At 27.8% G+C, this 23,664-nt stretch carries 35 protein-coding genes; 34 read left to right on the top strand and 1 reads right to left on the bottom strand.

Features of this window, described 5'->3' with window-relative positions:
* Window positions 1-142 precede the first annotated feature (142 nt).
* From spoIVB to RH99_RS08070, 7 genes are all read left to right on the top strand, one after another.
* Window positions 143-1,366: a SpoIVB peptidase gene (gene spoIVB, locus RH99_RS08095; RefSeq protein ID WP_010236363.1), complete on the top strand. Its 1,224-nt coding sequence runs from the start codon at window positions 143-145 to the stop codon at window positions 1,364-1,366.
* A 282-nt stretch (window positions 1,367-1,648) separates the two neighbouring features.
* On the top strand, window positions 1,649-2,476 hold the full coding sequence (gene spo0A, locus RH99_RS08090) for a sporulation transcription factor Spo0A (protein WP_010236361.1): 828 nt from the start codon (window positions 1,649-1,651) through the stop codon (window positions 2,474-2,476).
* Window positions 2,477-2,601: 125 nt separating this feature from the next.
* The gene (locus RH99_RS08085; protein ID WP_010236358.1) at window positions 2,602-3,588 is read left to right on the top strand and encodes a tyrosine-type recombinase/integrase; all 987 of its coding nucleotides are present in this window, start codon (window positions 2,602-2,604) and stop codon (window positions 3,586-3,588) included.
* 12 nt (window positions 3,589-3,600) lie between these two features.
* Window positions 3,601-3,750, top strand: coding sequence for a hypothetical protein (locus RH99_RS19360; protein ID WP_010236355.1), 150 nt, complete (start codon window positions 3,601-3,603; stop codon window positions 3,748-3,750).
* A gap of 607 nt (window positions 3,751-4,357) precedes the next feature.
* Complete coding sequence (locus tag RH99_RS08080) at window positions 4,358-4,561, top strand: hypothetical protein (protein ID WP_010236353.1); 204 nt, start codon at window positions 4,358-4,360, stop codon at window positions 4,559-4,561.
* Between the two features lie 130 nt (window positions 4,562-4,691).
* A complete protein-coding gene (locus RH99_RS08075; RefSeq protein WP_010236351.1) occupies window positions 4,692-5,297 on the top strand; it encodes a DUF3102 domain-containing protein in 606 nt (201 codons plus the stop codon).
* Between the two features lie 68 nt (window positions 5,298-5,365).
* A complete protein-coding gene (locus RH99_RS08070; RefSeq protein WP_010236348.1) occupies window positions 5,366-5,908 on the top strand; it encodes a hypothetical protein in 543 nt (180 codons plus the stop codon).
* A gap of 552 nt (window positions 5,909-6,460) precedes the next feature.
* On the opposite strand, the gene RH99_RS08065 is transcribed toward RH99_RS08070, so the two are convergent.
* Window positions 6,461-6,688: a helix-turn-helix domain-containing protein gene (locus tag RH99_RS08065; protein WP_010236347.1), complete on the bottom strand. Its 228-nt coding sequence runs from the start codon at window positions 6,686-6,688 to the stop codon at window positions 6,461-6,463.
* 861 nt (window positions 6,689-7,549) lie between these two features.
* Here RH99_RS08065 and RH99_RS08060 point away from each other — a divergent pair.
* The 27 genes from RH99_RS08060 (at window position 7,550) to RH99_RS18290 (ending at window position 23,583) form a co-directional block, all read left to right on the top strand.
* Window positions 7,550-7,774, top strand: a complete 225-nt coding sequence (locus RH99_RS08060) for a hypothetical protein (RefSeq protein ID WP_010236345.1) — start codon at window positions 7,550-7,552, stop codon at window positions 7,772-7,774.
* A 25-nt stretch (window positions 7,775-7,799) separates the two neighbouring features.
* Window positions 7,800-8,138: a hypothetical protein gene (locus RH99_RS08055; RefSeq protein WP_010236343.1), complete on the top strand. Its 339-nt coding sequence runs from the start codon at window positions 7,800-7,802 to the stop codon at window positions 8,136-8,138.
* A 93-nt stretch (window positions 8,139-8,231) separates the two neighbouring features.
* Window positions 8,232-8,429, top strand: coding sequence for a hypothetical protein (locus tag RH99_RS08050; protein WP_010236341.1), 198 nt, complete (start codon window positions 8,232-8,234; stop codon window positions 8,427-8,429).
* A gap of 91 nt (window positions 8,430-8,520) precedes the next feature.
* Window positions 8,521-8,922: a hypothetical protein gene (locus RH99_RS08045; protein ID WP_010236338.1), complete on the top strand. Its 402-nt coding sequence runs from the start codon at window positions 8,521-8,523 to the stop codon at window positions 8,920-8,922.
* 233 nt (window positions 8,923-9,155) lie between these two features.
* Entirely contained in the window at window positions 9,156-9,470 is a 315-nt protein-coding gene (locus tag RH99_RS08040) for a hypothetical protein (protein WP_026038439.1), read from the top strand.
* A 134-nt stretch (window positions 9,471-9,604) separates the two neighbouring features.
* Window positions 9,605-12,043, top strand: a complete 2,439-nt coding sequence (locus RH99_RS08035; protein WP_138990631.1) for a hypothetical protein — start codon at window positions 9,605-9,607, stop codon at window positions 12,041-12,043.
* A 390-nt stretch (window positions 12,044-12,433) separates the two neighbouring features.
* Window positions 12,434-12,634, top strand: a complete 201-nt coding sequence (locus RH99_RS08030; RefSeq protein WP_010236336.1) for a helix-turn-helix domain-containing protein — start codon at window positions 12,434-12,436, stop codon at window positions 12,632-12,634.
* A gap of 98 nt (window positions 12,635-12,732) precedes the next feature.
* On the top strand, window positions 12,733-12,900 hold the full coding sequence (locus tag RH99_RS19225) for a hypothetical protein (protein ID WP_158511944.1): 168 nt from the start codon (window positions 12,733-12,735) through the stop codon (window positions 12,898-12,900).
* 28 nt (window positions 12,901-12,928) lie between these two features.
* Window positions 12,929-13,180: a hypothetical protein gene (locus RH99_RS08025; RefSeq protein ID WP_010236333.1), complete on the top strand. Its 252-nt coding sequence runs from the start codon at window positions 12,929-12,931 to the stop codon at window positions 13,178-13,180.
* Between the two features lie 71 nt (window positions 13,181-13,251).
* Entirely contained in the window at window positions 13,252-13,446 is a 195-nt protein-coding gene (locus tag RH99_RS08020; protein ID WP_010236330.1) for a helix-turn-helix domain-containing protein, read from the top strand.
* Window positions 13,447-13,564: 118 nt separating this feature from the next.
* Window positions 13,565-13,723: a hypothetical protein gene (locus RH99_RS18940; protein ID WP_138990629.1), complete on the top strand. Its 159-nt coding sequence runs from the start codon at window positions 13,565-13,567 to the stop codon at window positions 13,721-13,723.
* A 62-nt stretch (window positions 13,724-13,785) separates the two neighbouring features.
* A complete protein-coding gene (locus RH99_RS08015; RefSeq protein WP_010236327.1) occupies window positions 13,786-13,971 on the top strand; it encodes a hypothetical protein in 186 nt (61 codons plus the stop codon).
* 260 nt (window positions 13,972-14,231) lie between these two features.
* Entirely contained in the window at window positions 14,232-15,503 is a 1,272-nt protein-coding gene (locus RH99_RS08010; protein WP_010236325.1) for a DEAD/DEAH box helicase family protein, read from the top strand.
* Window positions 15,504-15,895: 392 nt separating this feature from the next.
* Entirely contained in the window at window positions 15,896-16,168 is a 273-nt protein-coding gene (locus RH99_RS08005) for a hypothetical protein (protein ID WP_010236323.1), read from the top strand.
* Between the two features lie 494 nt (window positions 16,169-16,662).
* The gene (locus RH99_RS08000; RefSeq protein WP_010236321.1) at window positions 16,663-16,881 is read left to right on the top strand and encodes a hypothetical protein; all 219 of its coding nucleotides are present in this window, start codon (window positions 16,663-16,665) and stop codon (window positions 16,879-16,881) included.
* 257 nt (window positions 16,882-17,138) lie between these two features.
* Window positions 17,139-17,327, top strand: a complete 189-nt coding sequence (locus RH99_RS07995) for a hypothetical protein (protein WP_138990627.1) — start codon at window positions 17,139-17,141, stop codon at window positions 17,325-17,327.
* Between the two features lie 145 nt (window positions 17,328-17,472).
* The gene (locus RH99_RS07990) at window positions 17,473-17,682 is read left to right on the top strand and encodes a hypothetical protein (RefSeq protein ID WP_010236318.1); all 210 of its coding nucleotides are present in this window, start codon (window positions 17,473-17,475) and stop codon (window positions 17,680-17,682) included.
* 28 nt (window positions 17,683-17,710) lie between these two features.
* Complete coding sequence (locus RH99_RS07985) at window positions 17,711-18,088, top strand: hypothetical protein (protein ID WP_010236315.1); 378 nt, start codon at window positions 17,711-17,713, stop codon at window positions 18,086-18,088.
* Window positions 18,089-18,210: 122 nt separating this feature from the next.
* The gene (locus tag RH99_RS07980; protein WP_279373701.1) at window positions 18,211-18,942 is read left to right on the top strand and encodes a DNA adenine methylase; all 732 of its coding nucleotides are present in this window, start codon (window positions 18,211-18,213) and stop codon (window positions 18,940-18,942) included.
* A gap of 101 nt (window positions 18,943-19,043) precedes the next feature.
* Window positions 19,044-19,454 (top strand): PBECR3 domain-containing polyvalent protein, encoded by a 411-nt coding sequence (locus RH99_RS07975; RefSeq protein ID WP_010236308.1) that lies wholly within the window; start codon window positions 19,044-19,046, stop codon window positions 19,452-19,454.
* A gap of 318 nt (window positions 19,455-19,772) precedes the next feature.
* Window positions 19,773-20,201 (top strand): hypothetical protein, encoded by a 429-nt coding sequence (locus RH99_RS07970; RefSeq protein WP_010236305.1) that lies wholly within the window; start codon window positions 19,773-19,775, stop codon window positions 20,199-20,201.
* A 73-nt stretch (window positions 20,202-20,274) separates the two neighbouring features.
* Window positions 20,275-20,748 carry a DUF4236 domain-containing protein gene (locus RH99_RS18300; RefSeq protein ID WP_010236302.1) on the top strand — a complete coding sequence of 158 codons (474 nt, stop codon included), beginning with the start codon at window positions 20,275-20,277 and terminating at the stop codon, window positions 20,746-20,748.
* A 71-nt stretch (window positions 20,749-20,819) separates the two neighbouring features.
* Entirely contained in the window at window positions 20,820-21,089 is a 270-nt protein-coding gene (locus RH99_RS07960; RefSeq protein WP_010236298.1) for a hypothetical protein, read from the top strand.
* A gap of 219 nt (window positions 21,090-21,308) precedes the next feature.
* On the top strand, window positions 21,309-21,713 hold the full coding sequence (locus RH99_RS07955) for a helix-turn-helix domain-containing protein (RefSeq protein WP_010236296.1): 405 nt from the start codon (window positions 21,309-21,311) through the stop codon (window positions 21,711-21,713).
* 151 nt (window positions 21,714-21,864) lie between these two features.
* Entirely contained in the window at window positions 21,865-22,437 is a 573-nt protein-coding gene (locus RH99_RS07950; protein ID WP_010236295.1) for a tyrosine-type recombinase/integrase, read from the top strand.
* Window positions 22,438-22,647: 210 nt separating this feature from the next.
* Window positions 22,648-23,046: a hypothetical protein gene (locus RH99_RS18295; RefSeq protein WP_050993347.1), complete on the top strand. Its 399-nt coding sequence runs from the start codon at window positions 22,648-22,650 to the stop codon at window positions 23,044-23,046.
* Window positions 23,047-23,076: 30 nt separating this feature from the next.
* Window positions 23,077-23,583 carry a hypothetical protein gene (locus RH99_RS18290; RefSeq protein ID WP_050993346.1) on the top strand — a complete coding sequence of 169 codons (507 nt, stop codon included), beginning with the start codon at window positions 23,077-23,079 and terminating at the stop codon, window positions 23,581-23,583.
* Window positions 23,584-23,664 lie beyond the last annotated feature (81 nt).

Here is a 23,664-nt window from a genome sequence, read left to right as displayed (position 1 = left end):
TTTTTTATTGATATTTTTCCTATATTACTATTTTAGTATAAGCATCAAAGTATTAACTAATAATGCATTGTTATAATAGCATAATAAAAATTCAGAAGGGTAACTTAAAGTTATAATCTTAGGAAAACAGGAGGTTAAAAGCATGAAAAACAAAAAGTTGAAAATTATATGCTCTATTTTAACTTCTATCATTATTTTAACTTTAATTACCTTTATGAACTTAAGAAATATACCTGAAACTATATATGTAAGACAGGGAGAAAATATAAATTATAACTCAATATTAAAGGTAAATAATGAGGATGTTTCAGTATTAAAACAAAATATTAATAAGAAAAATGGAACTATAGTAAAAAGATCTGTGAATTTATTAGGTATTTTACCGATAAAAACTGTAAATTTAGAAATAGTACCTAAAGTAATGGTTTATCCTGGAGGTCAACCAGTAGGTATAAAATTAAATACAGAAGGAGTTTTAGTAGTAGGATTATCTGATATTGATTCACAAAATGGAAAGGTTACAAGTCCAGCAGCGCAAGCAGGTGTACAAATTGGAGATAGTATAATAAAAATTGATGGGGAAAATATAAATGATTCTAAAAGTGTTTCGGAAAAACTAAATAAATGTAAGAATTCAAGTTTAAAGATAACTGTAATAAGAGAAGGTAATAGTTTTGATAAAGAAATTCAACCAGTGAAAAGTGATACAGATAATAAGTATAAATTAGGACTTTGGGTAAGAGATTCTACAGCAGGTGTTGGAACACTTACTTTTTATCACGAAGAATCGGGGAAATTTGCTGCATTAGGTCATCCAATAACTGATGCAGATACTGGTACAATGTTAAAGGTTAAAGATGGAAATATAATAAATTCATCAATTATATCTGTAAAAAAAGGAGCTAAAGGTAATCCAGGAGAAGTACGAGGGATTTTTGTAAATGAAGATAATCCATTAGGAGACATTAAGAATAATACTATTTCTGGTATATATGGTACTACACTTAAAGTGTTAAAGAATGATAAATTAAATAGGCCTATGGAAGTAGGACTTAGGAATGAAATAAAAGAGGGAGATGCACAAATACTCACAACAATAGACGGCGAACAACCTAAACTTTATAATATAAAAATTGAAAGGCTTCTTTCTCAAGATTCACCGGGAGCTAAAAGTATGGTTATTAAAGTTACAGATCCTGAATTGCTTAAAAAAACTGGTGGTATAGTTCAGGGAATGAGTGGTAGTCCTATAATACAAAATAATAAGATTATAGGTGCTGTAACACACGTTCTTATAAATAAACCCGATGTAGGATATGGTATATATATAGAATGGATGTTAAAGGATGCAGGGATAATAAAATAATTATAAAGGACTTTAGACAAATTTCTAAAGTCCCTTATAAATAATGTTAAAATAAATTATTATAGTAAAAATTTACAAAATATCTTGATTTTTAATAGATTTAATAATAAAATAGAAAAGAAATATAATTTATTTAATAAAAAAAGAAATATAAAATAAATTTAATAAAAAAATAATTTATATAATAAAGAAGGTTTTATTGAAGATTTGTCGAATATATTTAAGTGTAAAAATATGGCAGAGAACACGGTGATAATATGGTAATAAAGGGGAGTATTAAAAATGGAACAATCTAAAATAAGTGTATTAATAGCAGATGATAATAAGGAATTCTGTAATATCTTAAATGATTATCTATTAAATCAAAGTGATATAGTAGTAGTAGGAATTGCGAAAGATGGAATAGAGGCATTAAAATTAATTGAAGAAAAGAAACCAGATTTAGTTATATTAGATATAATAATGCCACATTTGGACGGATTAGGAGTACTAGAGAGACTAGGAAATATGAACATAAATCCAACACCTAGTATAATTGTATTATCAGCAGTAGGGCAAGATAAGATTACTCAAAGAGCAATAACTTTAGGAGCAGATTATTATGTAGTAAAACCTTTCGATATGGACGTATTTACTAAGAGAATAAGACAAATGTTTAATAATACAATTTTAGATTCAGATATTAAAAAGACAATGCCTACTTCAGAAGAAACTGTAGAAAGAAGAGTGACAGAATCTGAACCTTTGGATTTAGAAGCAGAAATAACAAATATAATTCATGAAATTGGGGTTCCTGCACACATTAAAGGATACATGTATCTAAGAGAAGCTATAAGTATGGTTGTAAATAATATAGAACTTCTATCTGCTGTAACTAAAGAATTATATCCATCTATAGCTAAGAAGTACAATACTACTGCAAGTCGTGTTGAAAGAGCTATAAGACATGCAATAGAAGTAGCCTGGTCTAGAGGACAAGTTGATACTATAAATAAGCTATTTGGATATACTATACATAATGGAAAGGGTAAACCTACTAATTCTGAATTCATAGCAATGATTGCAGACAAACTTAGACTTAAAAATAAAGCTAGAATGGCAGCTCAGTAAGGGGTTTAAGACGGTTCGCTTTTTATGCTAGAAGCAAAAATGTAAAAAATTGTGTATAAATCTATAATTAAAATACTGATAGACTTTTTTCATTCATTAGGTGAATGGAGGAGGTCTATTTTTTTATGAAAAATATGGAGATTCTATTAGATGAATTTATGATTTATTGTGAATCTAAAGATTTATCTAAGAAAACTATGATGAGTTATGAGCAAACATTAAGATTATTTTTTAATTATCCGAATGAAGAAAAAAAGATAGTTAACTTATCGAGTATTTCAGAAAAGACAATAAGAGAATATATAAACTATATAAAAGAAAGAGGTAAATATACCGTTGTAGGTGATAAGAATAGTCTAAAAATTAATAAACCAGAAGTTAGAAATGATTATGGTAAAAAAGTATCTTTAACAACAATTAATAATTATATTAGAAACATTAAGGTGTTTTTCAATTATCTAAAAGATCAAAACTATATTAAGAAAGATATAGTCAAAAATATTAAACAATTCAAAAATGATAGAAAGCCAAAAGGTTTTATTTCTGATGAACAAATGTCAGAATTACTTAGGCATATCGACACAACTAAATTCCATGAATATCGTGATTATATTATTATTCAACTATTACTTGACACAGGTATGAGAATATCAGAATCTTTAGCAATAAAAGCTACAGATTTAGATATTAATTACAGAAGTATATTCCTACCAGCAGAAAATACAAAGGGTAAAAGAAATAGGTATGTATATTTCAGTCAGATCATGCAGAGGAACCTTAAAAGATGGCTACAGTACAAAGATAGGTATGTAGAATCAGAACTGTTATTTTGCACTTCAAAGGGTACACAGCTATTAATAAGAACTTTTGAAAAGAAAATAAGAGATTATGGCAAAAGAATTAGTTTAAATGATATTTGTCCTCATCAATTAAGAAATAATTTTTCAAAACGGTTTTTAATGGCAGGAGGTAATATATATACTTTGAGTAAAATTTTAGGTCATTCATCAGTTAAAGTGACGGAATCAGCATATTTGGATCTAACAGATGCTGATATAAGAAAAAATTATCAAAAATTTTCACCACTCATGAATTTAAAACCTAAAAAATAAGAGGTGATTTATATGTTAAAGGTTATAGTTCCAGAGGATAAACCAAAGTTACTAAGGCAGATTAAAGCATTGGAATATCAGATTGTGAGAGATACAAACAACAAGGACAAGCAGATTCATATTATAGCATTACAGAGATTAAAAAATGGCATAAAAAAATAAGCCAGTACCACCAATACCGACTTACTTTATAAAACTGAATATTGTTAAATGAAACCTTAACAAATTTCTCATACGATACTTATATTATATTGAAAAAAATGGGATTTGTAAAGGCTTAGTTTCCTATTGTCTTTTTTAGGCTGATAGGTCAGTTATCCATAGACTAGAATAACTATAAAATTTTCTAGTAGGTCAGTTGAGCCACTTCATAAAATCAACTACCATACATAAAAGCATATACCCTTCTTTATGCGTATGGTGCAAGGTGAGGACTACCAATTTAAAGGTTCGGAAAGGTTACTTGGTGATATAATTATCAGGTAGATATTAACAAGCCATATAGGCACTTATAGGACAAGTATTATAAGATAAGTTGATATTGCATTAGCAGTAAATAAGAGGGGTATTAAGCGAAGTCACAAGGCTTTAAACCAACTATAAATTAATAGTTTATCTACTTATGTAAATAATTAAGATTTTTTCTTTTTTGTTTACATAGGTAGGTAAACTATATCGCTCAGAACACAGACATTACCCAACTATAAAGGGTTTGGAGCATAAGTCAAGTATATAATCAAAAAAACTTAACTAAATAGGAGTTGAGATTATGGTATATAGAAAAGGTCAAACAGGAAGTAGCCTAGGATCAATAGAGAATATAGGTAAAAAGAATAGAGTGTACCAGAGAAAGGGTAAAGCAAACTGTACCAAATGTGAGTATTTGGAGTTTGGGTATTACTGTAGGAAAAAAAAGAAAACTCCTGAGTGGGTTAAATATAATAGAAGATGTAGAGAGTTTAAGAAAATCTAATACGCTAAATGAGTAGTGGTAAGACGTCTCGACAATCTAGTCGATTCGAGAATTGTCATTTTAGCAACACTTTAGAAGAGTATAATGATAATTGTAGCAAAGATAAATTATAAAAATGAGGTGATAGTTATTGAATGACAATAACAAATTAACAACTGTGGAGATAGACAAAGTTACTGCTGAGATATTAATCTACAAGCAGCAAACAGCACAAAACATTATTGAGATAGGAAAGAGGCTCATTAAAGTAAAGGAAAATTTACCTCATGGTGAGTTTCTACCTTATTTAGAGACGAAAGTGGAGTTTACAAGACAATCTGCAAATAAATTTATGAGAGTCGCAAAAGAATTTGGAAATGTAAACTCGGGTTTACATTTGGGAACAAAAAAACTTTGGTTACTTTTAGACGTCTCTACTGAGGAAAGAGAAGATTTTATCTCGCAGCCCCATAAAGTAAGTGGGAAAACTAAAACAGTAGATGAGATGACTAGCAGAGAGATGCAGAAAGTGATAAAGGAAAAGAAGCAGCTTGAAGAGAAAGCTAAAACATTAGAGGAGTCTAATGAAGTATTACAACAAAGCTATAATGAGCTATCTCAGGAGCTTCAAGAAGAGAAAGAAAAGCCAGGAAAAATAGTTAGGGTGGAGGTCGATAACACTGATTATACAATAGCTAAGAAGAATAAGGAATTATTATATAATATTTTGAAGAAAGTAGAAAATTATTGTAATTAATCCAAAATTCAAGTAAAATAATATTAATAAAGTGTTAAAATAATGAATTATTAATGGAGATGAGGAATTTGGGAATTGGTTCGATCTTACTTGTTATTGTTATTGTATTTGGAATTGGGATTTTAGTAAATATTCCAATAGCTAAATCAAGGTTAGAACAAGAGAAAAAGTTGTTAGGAGATGTAAAAATAATAGATACAATACCGTCAACTCATATTGGTGGACATCCATTTATTAAGTCTAATTCTTTTGTAAAATTACAAACAACAAACGAAGATTATATTTATATAGATGTATCGATACCTGGAAAAGTTGATAAAATAAAAATACCATATACAGATATTATAGAATGCAGATATCAAACCCAAGAGAATATAACTAAGGATGTAACTGTAGCAAGATTACTTACTTTGGGAGTGTTTGCCTTCGCATTTAAGAAGACTAATAGTTCAACCAAGGGGTATTTGATTTTATCTTATATATTGGATGGAGTTAAAGTGGATTGTGTGTTTAGTGCGAACAATACACAGAAATTAAATATTTTTGCGTTTAATATAAATAAAACATTAATCCTATATAAAAACGGAAATATGAAACCTCAGATTAATTAATGTGAAAAATAATTATGCAGATATTATGATTTTTAAAGCAGGGGGTTTCAAATATTTGAAAAGGTTAATTACTGTGATATTAGGTGACACAAATATGTTACCTAATATATAGATTTACTTTTTATAATTTATTGCACCCAGAGTTGGCTGCAAATGCAGGAAAACACTGAGTCCTTAACACACACAAATTTAGGGTGCAATATTGGAGCCTAGATGTAGTACGTTCTGTTATAGTCGGTTATAATATTTTTTATAATTTATTACATATTCTAATTTATCTATACTCACATACGTGTCACAAGCGTATATCTAACCTTCAAGGCTCTATATTAGCCTATGATTCATCTAAATCAGATTCAGGTGCAATTCTATTACTCGCAGATATATACCTTATAATCTATTGTGGAGCCATATAGAGGTATACGCTGTAGAATGGCTATATTACTAGGGTTTGCACATGATGGGGCAAACTTTATCACAAAGGCATCATAAAACACGATACTTCAGATGGTTACATTTAAATCATTCTAATTAACAATCACTTTTTATAATTTACAATACATCATCATCTACAAATTCAATCATATCTGTAGTTTTTAAATTAGGATCTATTGTTTTAAATAGATTATATATCTTTTCTAAGTCATCTTTATTAATTCTAACTATTTTTTCATGGTAATAATTACTTATTGTTGCCGGCCTTATTCCGGTTTCTTCACATAGCCATAATTGAGTTTTCTTATATTTGCCAAGTAAATCACTAATTTTAATTTTAAACATTGGTTTATCTCATCCTTATTTTTATAATTTATAATATCATTATATATATATTTATTAATATAATCAATAAATTTGATAATATACTACTATAATAGAAAATAAATATCATAAAAATGTTGACATACTACCATAAGAGTAGTATATTATAAATATCAAGTAAACGAGAGGAGATTAAAACATTGGATATTAAGGTGTTATCAAGCTTCATAGTATTAGCAAGAATTTTTAATATACCTATAACAACAGGTAATCTGTTAAAGTATAAGGAAGCTATGATAAATAGAGAAGATAATTAAATACACGACAAAAAAAGCTATATATACTAGATATAACTAACTATTGGAAGTAAATAGAAGAAAAACATCTATAAACAACTTATAATAGCACAATATAGAAACTGTGCTAATTGTATACTTTAACAAATGATGATACAATAAATAAAGGTACCACAAACTAGTGTACTAGATGATGAATACAATAGACATAACACACTATAAACATTAACAACTACTTAAAATAATATATAATTATAGTGCTGTACTCTATGGGAACTTATGTTGTTTTTATTAAGTCGTTGTTACGTTGTTCCCTTGGTATGTTTATACTATAGCATTTTTATTGTTTAACTGTCAATCACTTTTTATAATTTACTAGGAAGTTATTAAAATATTATACAAGGAGGTGCTTAATTACGGGTAAAGTTATTGATTTTCAAGAGTACAAGCTACAAAAATGTGATCTTATTGGACAAGCTATAGAGGAAGAAGATGATATATGGAAAGATGCAGATTGGGATGATTATGTAAAAGCATTATATAAGAGTAATGAATATTATCAAACAAATAGGAGGAATAAGTAAAAATGAAAAGAGAGATTAACAACATAAAAGGTTTAGAGAATTACCAATACTATGAAGTGGGTGTAGACGATAATCCATTTAATGGGGGGGGTGGAAATAATTATTTCTACGTAAGTACATATAAAAATGAAAGCGACCTAGAGAATAACAGAAGTACGGAGATTGAATTTAATAACCAGGAAGATTACTTAGACTTCATTTTAGGAAAAGAAGATATTACAGAATAATAAAATTAAGAAAGAAGATGGAATTTTGATTACATTAACAATAGATCCAAAAATAACAAGTAATCATATAGATGAAGCGTTAAAAGAGATATTTAATAAATTTAATAATCTAACAGTACTTATAAGTGAAGACAGACCTGGATACATAAGTGGTACTAGAATAATAAATAACTTTAATTGGAGACTTGAACCAGACATTGATGGCAGGAAGTATATCATGATTTATTCATTTCCCACTGAAGAGTATATAAGTATACCACTAGATAAAATTATCAACTACCAAGGGCATTTTCAAGATGGAGAGCAAGAATTAATAATTAAGTTGGAAGACAACACCATATTACAAATATACATAGATGAATAAACAAGGACAAGCACAAGAATAATAAGGTAACAATTAATTATAAATATAAAAAAATATAACAGGTGGCGGCTGACGCTAGAGGAGATTTTAACTATGAATCAAAATAAAATACCAATTAAAGAACTTACTGAAGTACCAGAGAAGGAAAGAGACGAGTTCTTACACTCCAAAGCAGAAGAATTTTTTAATAAGAATGGCGGTGATGTTGTCGATTTCCTTAATGATAGGATATATAGAGTGTACAAAGATAAGTCAATAAAAATTGAAGTGAGATATATAAAAGAATTTTAAATAATTGGTGCCAAATTCTCGGCACCACCTTATATACAAACTATATTATAATCAATAAAAAAAGAAAAATTAGAAAGGAACTAAATAAAATATGGAGATAAATGCAGAAATGGAAAAGGTTAACTATACCTATGAAGAGGTATTACAAGAAGTAAGGAAAGATATAGACATTATAAGTGAAAAAGAAGAAAATATTGAAGGGTATTTTATAATTAAGCAATTAATTGACTTAGTACCATCAAAATATAAAGAATACATTAGGGTAGAGGGTAATGATTTATATTTTAGTTGGGAAAGACTAGGCAAAATCACTAATATTTCAGATATCCAAGATGAAAGTCCTATTGATGATGAACTTTATCCGGGCAATAGATTCGATAAAGTAATTTGGATAAATAGACAGCATGGAGGTACTATAGATATAACATTTAAATTTGGTAAGATGGATGATGGACACTGGGGACATATAGATTACCAAATTAGTCCAGTATAAATTATATAGGGGGTGAGTGGTGATTTCAACCACCCCCTTATCTACAATTCAAGGCTCTAGTTTATCCAATAAGACGCTTTAAATTGGATATAGGTATAATTGCATTGCCAAAAATAAAGTACCTTAAAACTCAATATAGGGCATTAGAGGGTATGTAGATTTAAGAATGGCTCTATTACTGGGTTGTACATGGTGGACAAACCATAAAAATTAAGAAAAGGAATGATGAAAATTTGAACGAAGAAGATATAAACGAGGAAAAGGAAATAGATAAGGAAGAAGAAACAAACAGGAATGTATACATATTATCAATTGAGGGTTCAAAAATCTACGACAACATATATAGAAATGAAGAGAATAAAGAAGTTAAAAAGGATTATATAGGAATGTTACCTTATTCTTTACAATTAATTAAACTCTATAAGCAAGGATTAAAGACTAAAAAGCATGGAAACAAGATTATAAGTAATGATATCATAAATGTTAAATTTAGACAAAAGATTCGTAGTGCTGAGGATATAATTGAATATACAAATAAAAAAGATTAGAATTAGAAAAACAAAAGGTTGACGGTCAACTGCTAGAGAAAGATCAAGATTATGATAAAAAATTAAAAGAATATACAGATTTTCTCGTTGGCAAAACGCAAGATCCAAGTTATCAAGAGATTAATCAAGAAGATTTGAGAAAAAAGTTGTACACAGAAGGCTTTTCTCTTATTATAGGTAAAAAAACAATTGATTATGTAGTCTATAGTCGAACCTCGAGTAAGAGCCGGACAGGCCAGGTGTTATTTATAAGGAAGCAACTTAGAGATAAGATGATAAAATGGCAAAGATTAGGAATGACTTTAGAAGGTAAAAATGATATAGATTATCCAGGTCTTCTGACCTACGAAAGCTTGGTAAGCAGTAGTATCGAGGGCACTATTAAAATAGATCCTAAAAATATTTTGCTTGTAGACGATGTACAATCTGTATTTAAAATTAATTGTAATATAGTGGAAAAGGAAAAAGAAAAGAATGATAATCCTCAGGTTGTGCAGATTTCTGCCGAAGCTGAAAACACACAAGAAAATTTAGATACAGAGGGAAAAGATAAGAAACCAGTATTATTAGTAAGTAAGCAACAAAATGATTATACGATGACAAATGATATTTTCGATGGCGAAGGTCTTTTAGATTCGAGTCAATTTGTAGGAAAATATGAAAATACTGGATTCTTACTATTAAGGCAGCATATGTTTAAATGTGCAGTTTTTAATACTAATATACAGCAATTTTTAAAGGATTATGCAACAGAACATCATATAGATTATGATACATGGGAATTAACTAATATGTTTGGAGATACAATTTTAGCTAAAGATATACTTATGATAACCACACCAAATTCCCTTAAGGCCTTAAAATTTAATAAGGTAAAAGGTAGTAAACCCAAGATGTGGGATCACTGGAAAAGAAAAATTGAAGATGAAGATCATATTTTCGGTATCGTGAAGGTAGAACATGAGAGCCAAAGAGGGTATGATGTAGAAGGAAATATAATAAACCAAATGTCATATCAGCAATTAAATAGTATTCCTTTAGATCAAGAAGATATGAAGAAATTAAGTGAATTTGAAGTAAATTACATACAAAAGTTAAAAAATAATAATGATGTGTACATAGATTATTTATTTAAAAACGTAAATGATAACAATACTAATGAGATGATAGTAGATCTATATAAACATAATAACCAACTTATATATACAGACTTATTTAAAAAGAAAAGAAAATCAGATATCCATAATTATGTTAAATATATAAAACATGGGAAAATAAGATTACCCGGGGACTATACAACAATTGTTCAAAATGGCAAGGAATTATTATATCATGTCGTGAAGCAATTACCAACAAATAGAAATAAAAAAGGTGAGTTAATCCTTGATTATGATAAATGGCAAGATAGAATGATCTTAAAGGAAAATGAAGCTTATACAAAACTACACCCTTTTAATAATGAGTATGTTTCATTTAGAAATCCACACACAAGCCAAAGCAACGTACTAATCCTTAAGAATAAAGATAATGATTTTATATCTAAATATTTTAATCTCACTAACAACATCATTTACACAAATGCTATAAATTTTCCAATAAATAGAATATTATCAGGCCAGGATTGTGATTCAGATAATTTACTATTAATAAATAATGATACTTTATTATCTAGAGCAAGAAAATGTTATATTAAAAGTCCAGAGAGCCAATATAGAGTTTGTGAGAATGGAGTAAATAAAAACATTAATTCTTATACTGTAGGTACTAAAGATATGGCAGTAATAGATAATATACTAGCAGAGAGTCAGAAAAATATAGGTACTGTAGTAAATTTAGGACAATTATTTATGTCAACTTACTGGGATTTATATAGTAAAGATAAAAATGATACTAGATTGAATGAGTTATTAGAGAAAATTGATATATGTACCATCTTATCAGAGATTTGTATAGACAATGCTAAGAGAATGTATGATGTAAATATAAAAGAGCAAATTGATAGCTTGAACAAAAGTAATCTATTACATGTATCTAAACCTTTATTTTTTAAATATGTAAGTCAAAATAAAAAGAAAGGTAAAAAGAAAGATAAAGATAAAAAAATTAGGTTCATAAAGTACAATTGCCCAATGGATTATTTACAAGAAATAATGAATGGAATTAAGCCAGCAGATACTACACATGCTAAACCTATTAAAAATTACATTGATAACATAGACAGTAAAGCTGAAAGTAGAAAAAGGAAAAATATAATAGAGATTGCTAAAAAGATGATTAATAAATTTAAGGAGATACAGAGCACATATAATAATAAAGTAGACAATAATGATAAAGAAGAACAAAAGGAAAAATATAGAAAGATAAGTAAAGTACGATCTATTTATCTTGACAATTTAAGCAAGTTTATAATGAATAAAGAAACAATACATAGCATTATTATGGATATATTAGAAGAGAAATTTGATTTTAAGTATAAATTAGAGTTATTAAATATATTGTATAAATTGGATAAAGATATATTTCTATCAGTATTTAAAGAAGGTGATAGTAAAAAATTGGAAACTGAAAAATAAGAGCGTTTTTGTAATTTACGTGCAGACTTGTAAATTATGTAAATTAAAAATAGTTCTAAAACGAATATAAGAATGTTATCGTCAAAATGTCTCAAAAATGGTGGGTATAAGGAAAGAGGAGATTTATTTCTCCCCTTATCTATTTAGTTAAGACATGAAACTTAACTAAATTCACGAATGAACTATGTGTTAATTTGGTAATTTTGTATATTTTATGTGAGTTCAAATCTCACCGCCTCCTTTAAATTGAAATAATATACTGCGCATGGGGAATTAATGTCATGCAACTTTTTTTGAGTACATAGGGACTAGAGTTAGTCCCTTTATATATTTTTTTTAAGCAACTTTAGTAACTTTAATAAAGAATTTTAACAAAGGAGATAGATCAAAATGGATTATGGTCAGGAAGGAGTACGAAAACAACTTATAAATTATTGCACAGATAAAGGCATTAAATATATACATATAGCTAAGCAATTGGATTTAGCTAAAAGTACAATATCACATTTTATATTAGGTGATAGAGATATGAGAACAAAGAATTTTGAAAAAGTAGTTAAATTACTCCAAGATGTCAAGTATTTAGAGTAAGCATAAATCAATATTTTTAAACACTTCAAATTTGTGAGCACTGTGGAATTTCAAGCAGGGTAATGATGATACATATAAATTAAGGAGATAACAATTAGATGAAAAAAAGATTTTTTAATCTATATCAAGCAAATATATTTATTAATAAAGGTGCGTCTGTAACTGGATGCGGAATAGATAAATACAAGGCTTATATAGAATTTAAAGTAAATGATTTATTTAATGAATTACAAGACAAGTGGGATAAATACTTACTAAATAAATAATAAAAAGTTGAATCAATTAAAAGATTTAATGGAAGATAAAGTACTTAATGTGGAAGAAGTACAAGCAGCACAAGATTTACATAAGAAAATATTAAACAGTGGTAAGATAGCAGCACAGGCACTAGTAGAATTTTCTTTAGAACTAAAACAAATGAGAGATACGAGATTATATCAGGTATTAGGTTATAATATTTTTGCAGATTATTGTGAACAATCAATATACGGAAATGATTTAGTTGTCCAAAATTTGGACAACATGTTGGTGACCAAAATGATTTAATTGTCCAACATATTGCTTAATGGAAATAATTTCGCCGAAGCAAATATAAAGTTCCCATACAGATAATCTTAATGACCAATAATCCGATAAAACAAGGTAAAGTTTATCAGGAATATGAGAAACTCTGTGGGATTACAAGAGGTGGAGACAGAAAATCAAACAAGCAAAATGCAGGTTTGATTACTCAAGAACAAATGGCTAAGGAATTAGGAGTTGATGTAAGAACAATACGCAACCGGTTTCGGATTAATCTTCCGAGTGGTTAAGGAATTTTCAAATTCTGAACCGGTTAAGAATTTGGAAATGTAACAACGCTGTTACAATTTAACTTCTGACAAAAACTTGTGGAAAGTTGATTTCCACCAAACCACAGCTAATAAATTTATGAGATTGGCTAAAGAGTTTGGAAATGTGCCAACGTTGGCAGGTTTAACGACATCAAAACTTTATGCATTACTTGACGTACCTTCAGAGGATCGTGAAGATTTCGTCTCGCAGCCCCATAAAGTAAGTGGGAAAACTAAAACAGTAGATATAACTTAGTTCTTCCAAATTGGAAGAAACAAAATTAATATGTTATAAAAAATAAGGGGAGATATTAAATTATGAATCAAACAATAAAAGATTATAGATATATCTATAATATGGATCAAGCAAATTTTTATTTGGAAAATGGACAAGTACCAGTGGAATTTGGTGTTGGTGGTAAAAATGATGTATATATAAAATTTAAAGACTCTAAAGAATTACAAAATGTATTCCATCAATGGGTAAGTAGAAAATATAATTAATAAAAAATGATTTGTGAAAGGAAGTTTGATTGATGAAAAAATGAATTACAGATGTTATACAAGAAGAATATAAATCATGGAGCAAAGGAAATTTAATTTTAATTAAAGCAGGTACGGGCAGGGGAAAAAGTTATTTTATTAAAAACATTTTAAATACATATTGCAGCATACAAGGAAGTAATATTCTTTATTTAACTAATAGAAATGCTTTAAAAGATCAAGTTAAAAGAGATATAGGGGAATTTAGTAATATAACCGTGATGAATTATCAGAAGATAGAAACGTTTATATTGAATAATATATCTTTTGATAACTATGATTACGTAATATTTGATGAGAGTCAATACTATTTTTCAGATTCAACGTTCAATATAAAAACAGATTTATCTTTTAAAAGAATGATAAAAGATAATACTATATGCAAAATACTATTAACTGCTACTCCAAGGATATTAGAGAATTATTTTAAAAGTAACGATATTATTATAGATTACAAATATGAATTATCTACAGATTATAGTTACATAAGAAATATAACAGCCTTTAGTACATATGAAAGTATAGATAGTATTATAGAAGATATTCCCCAAGAGGAACAGATCTTATTATTTACCAGCGCCAAGAGAGCATTAGAAATAAGTAAGAAACATAACGGTGCTTTTATCTGTAGTCAGTATAATCAATATTACGATAAATATGTAAAAGATACTGAGAATGAGGAAGAAAGAACTAATATAATAGAAAACGGAGAGTTTAAAAACCATTTACTATGTATAACTACAGCTTTAGATAATGGTGTAAATGTAAAAGAAGGTACTCCAGTAAAGCATATTATAATAGATATATTTGATCCAGATGAATTTATTCAGTGTTTGGGTAGAAAACGGATAGGTGAAGGTGAATCAATAAATTTATATTTCTATAACTATAAAGATAATAGGAGAATCAATGGATTTAAAAGTAAAATTACGAATTCTCTTGAAAGAGCAGATTATTTATTAGATCATGGACAAGAGGAATATGTAAAGCATAAATTTAAAAATGAAAGATTTACAGATACTAGGATTATTGATGATATTTTAAATACTGATAATAGTATAAAAAAGGTTGTTAATGAGTGTATGTATACAAAATATCAGGAAGATTTAATTTTATATAATGCAATTCTTAGTAAGAAAAATAATTTTAATTATAAAAATATGATTGCAACAGCATTAAGCGTTGATAAAACTTTTATTTTAGAACTTGAGACAACTACAGAAATCATGAGTTTAGAAGAATTACTCAAAGAAATTACTGGACAAAAATTATATAAAGATAAGCAAAAGGAATTAATTGAATTTATTGACTTAAGGCAAGATAGAAAACAACTTAAAAGTCCTAATAGTTTTAATGCTAGTTTTAAAGAGCAGGGTATACCATATGTTATTGACGTACCTAAAACAAAAACATATAGAGACGAAAATGGAAAAGTTAAAAGGGAAAAATCTTACTGGATAGTAGGTAAAATTATATATAATGTAGATAAATAAATTTTTGTAACTTTTTTGGGCGCACTCCCTAATTATAGGACTGTGCTCAAAAAAGTTACATTTTATAATACAACTTTATGTTATAGAAAAATATAATAAAAACATCTACTTGCAATAAAAGGTTTAAATATGTGAGCTGGTTTTTGCGAACAATATTTAAAATTTTATGCAAGGGGTGTTGGTTTATTAGATGGCGGGTTTTGCCAGCTAATAAATCGGCGCCCAATATTAGTCAGGTTAAATTTGTGGTAGTTACAGCTTACCGTGCATACAACCGCAACACGAATATATTCAAAACGAGCATCGTCAAATTTTAAGATGGTAGTTATTATTATCTATAGAGAAAATAATCAATTAAAATAAAATAAAAAATAAATGGAGGAATTTTTATAATGGAAACAATGGACGATTATTATTATGAACCAGGAAAAGAAGAAAAATTTATTAGAGAGTTAATGAATGAGTGTCAGTGTACTAATTTAAAAATGAAATATGGAGTAATTTATACTGATAAATCTAGAGATGATAAGATTACACTGGATTTAGATACAGTAGAAAAAATGTATGTCGATATTATAGAATCTTATGTAACTTTTTATACTTCAACAGGTTACGCCTATATTATTGACTTTTCTATGGAAACAATACGTAGAATAAGTATATAAACAGACCAGTATAGCAGAAAGGGGAGGCATAACACATAATGATAGGTATTTATAAGATTACAAATTTACAAGATACAAATAAGATATACATAGGAAGAAGTTTAGATATTAAGCATCGGTGAGAATCTCATATTAGTGAATTAAATAATGGTAAACATATAAATAAAGATTTACAGATAGATTGAGATGAATATGGAGCAGATAATTTTAAATTTGAGGTCATTGATGAATGCTCCAGTAATAAGGAATCAAAATTCAGGGAATTACAGGAAATAGATAAATATAGAAAGCTTGGGTATAAGTTATATAATACACCTTCCGCTAAGGATGATATAGTCTGATATATATGTGATAAATTGGATAAATTAGATGACATAATTGATTTTGAGATAGACTATATAGATGATAGATGTAAAGGTAAAAAGGCAGCCTTACATTGACCTATAGGTATACATATAAAAAATGATGATTATGTATTTGTACACCTATATAATATGAATACATATGAACTGTATAATGACCTGGAGAAGTTACAATATAATCTATCTCAAAGGAAATTATTTGTTGATGAATACGGATATTATATTATAAATAAAGATATTAGTAATGTTAAAGACGATAATCAAGAAGATTTTGCAGATCAACTTTTAAGAGAAATTATAACGCTCCCCCTCAAAGGTGACCATATTCAGGTGGTAAAATTCCCAGACTAGGGAAATCGCATGGTTGAGCAATTCCTCTTGCAAGGGGCAAAAAAAGTAAAAGCAAATCTTACTCTATTTTGTACCCTCCACAAAATTTTGCGTAGGGTTGCACATTATAGATACCCTTTTAATCCCATAACAGTATTATGGTATTCTCCGTTATGGCGAATACCTATTATAAAATCCGTGGACGTTTTAACCGACTAGGATATACAAGAAGTAAAAGTAAATCCCCATGCCAGGGGATAGAAAGGTAGGTGCTTATTATGCAGCAAGAAGATGTTATATTAGAGAAATTAGAAAATCATGATAAAAGACTAGATGATCACGATAAAAGAATTACAAAGAATGAGGATGATATTAGTGATATAAAGGTGACCTCAGCAACACAAGACGCAACAATTAAAACTTTAAATAAAAGTATGGAGAGATTAACAGATACAATTAATAAATGAGCGGATAAATTTGATGGTTATTTAATGGATAGTGGTAAACAAGATAATGCTAGTTGGCAGTGGCAAGCTGGAATAGGAATATCTATAGCTATGTCAATTATATTATTGTTATTGAGTTTGTTACATAAGTAAAAAAGGAGACAATATGAATATTAAAATTACAATGGACAATAGTAACACATATATAGTAAAAGATAAGACTTTATCAAGTTTGAGTGTATATTACCATATGGCTTTAAATGGTAATAAATTATTGCAACTGGATAATGATATATACGTAAATCCAAAGCATATAAGTGAAATTAAAGAAATTACTATAGATAATAACCATGATTTTGTTTTAAATGCTGATTAAATTAAAAAATAAGGGGAGTAAAAGAATAGTGAAATTAAGTAATATAGAGAAAATAAAAAGTAAAAATTTAGAGATGAAAGAAAAGGTACAAGAAGGAAGAAAACCAGTAATTAAAATTACTTATAAAGATCCCAGTATGTTGTTATTACATAGATTATATAGGCTTAAAGATTTTAATAAGATTAGAAAAGTATATGAGGCCTTACCAATAATAACAGATATAGAAGTGGATAGAGATATTGAGTGGTTCCAGAAGCAAATAGAGAGAGACAACCATGCAGCTATTGTTATACTTAATGATGTATTAGAAGAAATAAAAGATACAGAAGATTATTGTACAAGGGCAATACAAACAGCTAGAGAAGATGAGTTTTATGATGATTTATTGGAATTTATGTATGTGTAAGGTGATAGGAGGAGTAAACAAATGTCTAAAATAAAAAGTCCTTTAAGTTGAGTTGGAGGCAAATCAAGAATGGTGCATAAGCTGTTGCCATTAATTCCAGAGCATAAAACATATGTTGAAGTATTTGGGGGGCAGGTCATTTATTATTCGGTAAAGAGTCTTCTAAAGTAGAAATTTTAAACGATTTTGATAGTAACTTAATGAATTTTTGGAGTGTAGTAAAGAATGCTCCAGACCAATTTATAAATAGTTTTGACTATACTCTAGTTAGTAGAGAACTATTTAATCAATATAAACAGATATATAAAGAAGGAATATATGAGGATGCTATACAGCGAGCACATATATTTTATTATTTAGTTAAGGCAGGATTTGCCAGTGATATGCGTAATCCTATATTTGGTACGGGTGCAGAAAGTAGAAATGGTTTAAAAATTGATAAAATAGAAGAAGATATTACTGCAGCATATATGAGACTACAAACTGTAGTTATAGAGAATAAATCTTTTGAGGATATATTTAGAATATACGATAAACCAGATACATTTTTCTTTGTTGATAGTCCTTATAGAAATACAAAGCAATATGCAGTAGGTAAATTTACAGATGAACAGTATAGATTACTAGCAGAATGTTGTAGAAATGCTAAAGGCAAATTTTTATATACAATTAATAATGATGAATATATAAGAGAGCTATTTAAAGATTTTAATATTATGGAGCATGAAGTATTTTATAGTGCTTCAAAGGATAGTAGGAAACATTATGGTGAGTTGATTATAAGTAATTATGACATACCACAAGAAAAGGAAGAAATAGATTTATTACTAGAGAGAATGGGATTAACAGAATAAAATAATTCGACAAATAATAATTCTATCTTATTGTGTAATATTATATCATTATACATTTTATGCTATAATAATGTAAGGATTGCATGAGAGGAATGAAAAAAATGGCTGATAAATTGGATGTTAAATCACTTAAAAAAGGATTTATAAATATAAAAATTGGGATGTTGACAAAAGAGATTGCAGATATAATTAAACTTGATAGAGATGAATGTGATATAGTATTATGGGAAGATAGATTTAAGTATATTGAGAAACATAAAGAAAATTTTGAATCTGAAGAAAGCTTTATTAAGCATATAGAATTAATTCCTGATATAATAGAAAATCCTGATTATGTTGGAAGGCATCCAAAAGATAATAGTATCCAATATATTAAACAGCTAGATAAACTAATGATTGTTGCAGTTAGAATTAAATATAAAGGTAAGTTATGCTTTAGAACTGCATATCCTTTAACTGAAAAACAATTGAAAGATTATATTGAATCTAATACTGCATGGAAAGTAAAATAAGATTTTGTAAATAATAATTGACAAAAATGCATTATAATTATATAATAAACATATAGTAAGTAAGGATAGATTATTGAAGGGCAGAACGGGCAGCTGCCACGCCTTAGAAATAAGGTCTTTCAAGAGATGTAGGGTTGCCAACCTACTCAGTAATCTATCTTAATATATCATAAATGTGTTTCTGATGTTTATCAGGAATTTTTTTATTTTTTGAGTAAATTAATAAGTGATACTGTAAAGAATAATTAAACAAATAAAGGAATTTAACCTAATGTTGTAGAATAGTAAATAAAAATACAATATTAGGGAGATGGGATTATGAAAATAGTAAAAAGCTTTGAAACTTATACTACAAAATCTATAAAATACTATGGTGTAGTATATCATACTGATGATTATAAAAGTATTTTTATAAATACAGATAATATAACTGAAGAAAAAGACTCAGTTTGGGTTAATATTGATAATCTATTAGATGAAAGTTTTTTAAAAGAACATAATATAGATTATATAATTGAAGATGAGAATGTTATTCCAATAGGTATTGTTGATTTTGTTGATAATAAATATTATTCTGAAAAAGTATGTATATGGAATCATAATAAAGTAACTTTATATAAAGCTAATCAAATTTTAAAAAATATTGATAGAGCTATTGAAATAAAATATGAAGCAATTAAATTTGTTAATAAATTTAATAATACTGTTGATGGGTATAATAATAAAAAAGAAGAACTTGAATTATAAAAAGAAAATAATTAATTAACTCTTTTTTGTTAATCCTAAAGTAGTATAATATTCCTATAGGAAGGTGTTATAAATGGGAGTATTCTTTAGAAAATCTATAAAACTTGGAAAACATACACGATTAAATTTAAGTAAAAGTGGATTGGGTATTTCAACAGGTGTAAAGGGTGCTAGGATTGGTGCTAATAGTAAAGGCAAGACTTATATTGCTGGTGGTAAAGATGGTATTTATTTTAGAAAAGAATTAGGTGGTAATAATAAGAGTACTAATAATTCTTATAGCACAAATCAGATAAAGGCTAATGATAAGCTATTACGTAAGAGAAATAGTGAGATAACAAATAAAGCTGTAATGAAGTTAATTAAGATGTGCTTAATAGTATATTTTGTGGTAGCTATAGGTGATGCAGCTACATTGCAAAGTACAGTATTACTTTGGATTGTAGGTATTATTGATGTAGTAATATGTTTTGGAACTATGTTTACTATCATTAAGAAACGGTTACAAGCAAATAAAGAGGGAAAAATAATAGGGGAGGATCTATAGGAATGTAGGTTCTTTTTTAATGCAAAAAATTAAGCTGATTAAAAAAAGAGATAAGGAATGGTGAATAAATAATGAGAAAATTAAATCATTTAATAAATAACGGATATAAATTAAAAGATACAATAATAATTACAAATATTAAAATTAATTATGCAAAACAGGAAGATAAAAATGATTACTTTTTAATTGATACATATGCTAAAAAAAATATTGAAGTTGAATATATATATGGAAGCTTAAAAGGAAATATGACATTATCTGATGAAATAATTGATTTAGATAATATTTGTGAAAGTGATATAAAAGATGCTATTACAACAAATATGCAAATGTGTGGATAATGCAAAATTACATAAAAAAATATATGAGGGAACATTTGATTAAATAGTCGATTAATATATTATGAGTGGTAAAGTTAGCTGGTAAATTATTGGGGTACAAAAATATACCCCCCCTTATATATTTTTTGAAGTGTACTATATATATAGTTATACAATACTGAAATATGATAAAAATGATCAAGAAAAATGTAAACTTGTAAATAGAGTGGAGGTGGTAAAATGCCATTAAATGAGAGACAACAAAAGGAAGCAGAGTTGTATGCCCAAGGTACAGAAATTACTGATATTGCTAAGTTATGTGGAGTTGCTAGACAGACAATATATAACGATATGAAAAGACCAGAATGGAAGGCAACAGTAGACGAGTACGTGACACAACTCAAAAAACAAGGCGAACAAAAAATAATGTCGAAAGTTGATATCTATATTAGTGAATTAGAAAAGATAGCATTGACAAGTAAGTCAGAAAATACAAAGAAAGATATACTAATTTATTTATTGAATAGGATATATGGATTGCCAACATCTAAGACACAGGATATATCAGATAAGAAAGATGAAAGCATAGATCCTAAAATTATTCATAATGAGTTTGAAAAGTATAAGTTAAAGAAGGTTGAGTAAGTACATAAATATTTTTATTTTATTGTGAATAACCACCGATTATACTTGAATTTTATATCAAGTAGGCATATACTAATAATTGTAGTGAATAACCACCTATAATACATAAAATAGGTGGAAAGCTATAATATATTATAAAAGGGTGATAGTTATGAGCAATAAAAAAATACCAGAGTTCTTGACTAAAGAAGAGCAAGAACAATTGATAAATATATTTAATGTAAGATATTTTAATAGTCATAGAAATAAGATGATGATACAGTTATTTCTTGCAGTAGGATTAAGATTATCTGAAATGATTAATTTAAAATGGCAGGATATTAATTTACTTACTGGACAATTAAAAGTAGTAGATGGTAAAGGATCTAAAGATAGAATACTATGGCTTGGAGAAAATACCCTACAATTATTACAGGACTGGAAACAAAGACAGGGGGAACAATTAGGTAAAGTATCCCATGTATTTACAAATAGAACTGGCAAACAATTAGTTGATAGAGATGTAAGAGAAATGGTTGTTAATTATGCAGGTAAAGCAGGTATAACAAAGACCATATCGCCTCACACGTTAAGACATTCATTTGCTACAGATTTATTAAGAGATACAAAGAACATAAGATTAGTACAGAAGGCATTAGGACATAGTGATTTATCTACTACAATGATATATACACATATAGTTGATGATGAATATGAAGATGCATTGAAGAGTTTTAGAATATAATTATAAGATGAATAATCAAATAATAATTATTATTAATAAGATATAGAGTTTCTATGTCTTATTTTTATGGAAACAATTTTACATGGTTCGACAAAGAGGTCAAGGGGTGGCTTTCTATTTTGTAAAATTTTCAAAATGCCCACATAGAGTCAGACAATTTTTTATAATATTTTTTAAACTTGGGATAATGGAAGGGAGGCAATATATGAATTGATAGATAATATAAATTTTAGCACAGAAGACGAAAAAAACAGATATCTGCTATATAAATATACAACTAAGCAATTAATATCAAGTGGATTTAATCAATCAGATGCAGAAATGAAAGCAGAAGAAATAGTATCGTCCCATGCGGACAACTTATTTGGAATAAATTCTTTAGCAGCACAACTTGGAGCATATTCTATAGAATTTTTCTGTTTATATTACCTTCAAGATACATTTCTACCTAAAGAAGATAATACAGCTAGAATATTAGCACCAGTACATTATGAGATTTGGGAACAATTAGAAAATGCATTTTTAAAGGATACTATAGATAAATTAGAATTAATTATGCCTAGAGGGAGTAGTAAGACAACGGTCTGTGATTTTGCAATATCTGTATGATTACATTGTTATAAGAAGTCTATATATACATTGGTTGCAGGAAAAACAGAGCAAGATGCTACAGAGTTTATAGCACAAACTAGACAAGCCTTTGAAGAAAATAAATACATAATAAAATCTTTTGGTAAACTTATCGAGCCAAAAAGGTATACAGTAAATAAATTAGAATTGGAATTATCTAATAAAACGAAAATACAAGCTATTTCTAGTACATCTAGTATGAGAGGTAAGAAATATTCCGGTTATAGACCTTCCGTAATTATTGCAGACGATTATCAATCAAAAAGTGATTGTATTACAGCAGAAGCAAGAGATAAAAAGTATAATACATGGGTAGAAGATTCTCAATATGCTGGAGATAAAGCAGTTGTCCGTGATGGACATAAGATAAAAATGGCTACAAAGTTTATTGTACTTGGAACTATTTTACATAGAGATTGTTTTATGAGTAGATTACTTAAGAATAAGGATTATAAACATATAGTTAAAAGAGTAGTTAACTTTAATGTTGATGAATATTTCCATGAAGGTATCTGAGAGAAATTCAGACAGCTTTATTTTGATGATAAATCTAAGGATAGTGTTGCAGATGCCAAAGAATTTTATTATCACCACGAA

The sequence above is a fragment of the Clostridium arbusti SL206 genome (genome assembly GCF_000246895.1).
GTDB lineage: Bacteria > Bacillota > Clostridia > Clostridiales > Clostridiaceae > Clostridium_I > Clostridium_I arbusti.
The sequence above is the reverse complement of the archived record's forward strand: the minus strand, read 5'-3'. Positions and strand labels throughout refer to the sequence as shown.

Excerpts from the sequence above, each read along its gene's own strand:
- spoIVB (WP_010236363.1), top strand. The coding sequence starts at position 143 with ATGAAAAACAAAAAGTTGAAAATTATATGCTCTATTTTAACTTCTATC.
- spo0A (WP_010236361.1), top strand. The coding sequence starts at position 1,649 with ATGGAACAATCTAAAATAAGTGTATTAATAGCAGATGATAATAAGGAA.
- RH99_RS08085 (WP_010236358.1), top strand. The coding sequence starts at position 2,602 with ATGAAAAATATGGAGATTCTATTAGATGAATTTATGATTTATTGTGAA.
- RH99_RS19360 (WP_010236355.1), top strand. The coding sequence starts at position 3,601 with ATGTTAAAGGTTATAGTTCCAGAGGATAAACCAAAGTTACTAAGGCAG.
- RH99_RS08080 (WP_010236353.1), top strand. The coding sequence starts at position 4,358 with ATGGTATATAGAAAAGGTCAAACAGGAAGTAGCCTAGGATCAATAGAG.
- RH99_RS08065 (WP_010236347.1), bottom strand. The coding sequence starts at position 6,688 with ATGTTTAAAATTAAAATTAGTGATTTACTTGGCAAATATAAGAAAACT.
- RH99_RS08060 (WP_010236345.1), top strand. The coding sequence starts at position 7,550 with ATGAAAAGAGAGATTAACAACATAAAAGGTTTAGAGAATTACCAATAC.
- RH99_RS08050 (WP_010236341.1), top strand. The coding sequence starts at position 8,232 with ATGAATCAAAATAAAATACCAATTAAAGAACTTACTGAAGTACCAGAG.
- RH99_RS08045 (WP_010236338.1), top strand. The coding sequence starts at position 8,521 with ATGGAGATAAATGCAGAAATGGAAAAGGTTAACTATACCTATGAAGAG.
- RH99_RS08030 (WP_010236336.1), top strand. The coding sequence starts at position 12,434 with ATGGATTATGGTCAGGAAGGAGTACGAAAACAACTTATAAATTATTGC.
- RH99_RS19225 (WP_158511944.1), top strand. The coding sequence starts at position 12,733 with ATGAAAAAAAGATTTTTTAATCTATATCAAGCAAATATATTTATTAAT.
- RH99_RS08025 (WP_010236333.1), top strand. The coding sequence starts at position 12,929 with ATGGAAGATAAAGTACTTAATGTGGAAGAAGTACAAGCAGCACAAGAT.
- RH99_RS08020 (WP_010236330.1), top strand. The coding sequence starts at position 13,252 with ATGACCAATAATCCGATAAAACAAGGTAAAGTTTATCAGGAATATGAG.
- RH99_RS18940 (WP_138990629.1), top strand. The coding sequence starts at position 13,565 with ATGAGATTGGCTAAAGAGTTTGGAAATGTGCCAACGTTGGCAGGTTTA.
- RH99_RS08015 (WP_010236327.1), top strand. The coding sequence starts at position 13,786 with ATGAATCAAACAATAAAAGATTATAGATATATCTATAATATGGATCAA.
- RH99_RS08010 (WP_010236325.1), top strand. The coding sequence starts at position 14,232 with ATGAATTATCAGAAGATAGAAACGTTTATATTGAATAATATATCTTTT.
- RH99_RS08005 (WP_010236323.1), top strand. The coding sequence starts at position 15,896 with ATGGAAACAATGGACGATTATTATTATGAACCAGGAAAAGAAGAAAAA.
- RH99_RS08000 (WP_010236321.1), top strand. The coding sequence starts at position 16,663 with ATGAATACATATGAACTGTATAATGACCTGGAGAAGTTACAATATAAT.
- RH99_RS07995 (WP_138990627.1), top strand. The coding sequence starts at position 17,139 with ATGCAGCAAGAAGATGTTATATTAGAGAAATTAGAAAATCATGATAAA.
- RH99_RS07990 (WP_010236318.1), top strand. The coding sequence starts at position 17,473 with ATGAATATTAAAATTACAATGGACAATAGTAACACATATATAGTAAAA.
- RH99_RS07975 (WP_010236308.1), top strand. The coding sequence starts at position 19,044 with ATGGCTGATAAATTGGATGTTAAATCACTTAAAAAAGGATTTATAAAT.
- RH99_RS07970 (WP_010236305.1), top strand. The coding sequence starts at position 19,773 with ATGAAAATAGTAAAAAGCTTTGAAACTTATACTACAAAATCTATAAAA.
- RH99_RS18300 (WP_010236302.1), top strand. The coding sequence starts at position 20,275 with ATGGGAGTATTCTTTAGAAAATCTATAAAACTTGGAAAACATACACGA.
- RH99_RS07960 (WP_010236298.1), top strand. The coding sequence starts at position 20,820 with ATGAGAAAATTAAATCATTTAATAAATAACGGATATAAATTAAAAGAT.
- RH99_RS07955 (WP_010236296.1), top strand. The coding sequence starts at position 21,309 with ATGCCATTAAATGAGAGACAACAAAAGGAAGCAGAGTTGTATGCCCAA.
- RH99_RS07950 (WP_010236295.1), top strand. The coding sequence starts at position 21,865 with ATGAGCAATAAAAAAATACCAGAGTTCTTGACTAAAGAAGAGCAAGAA.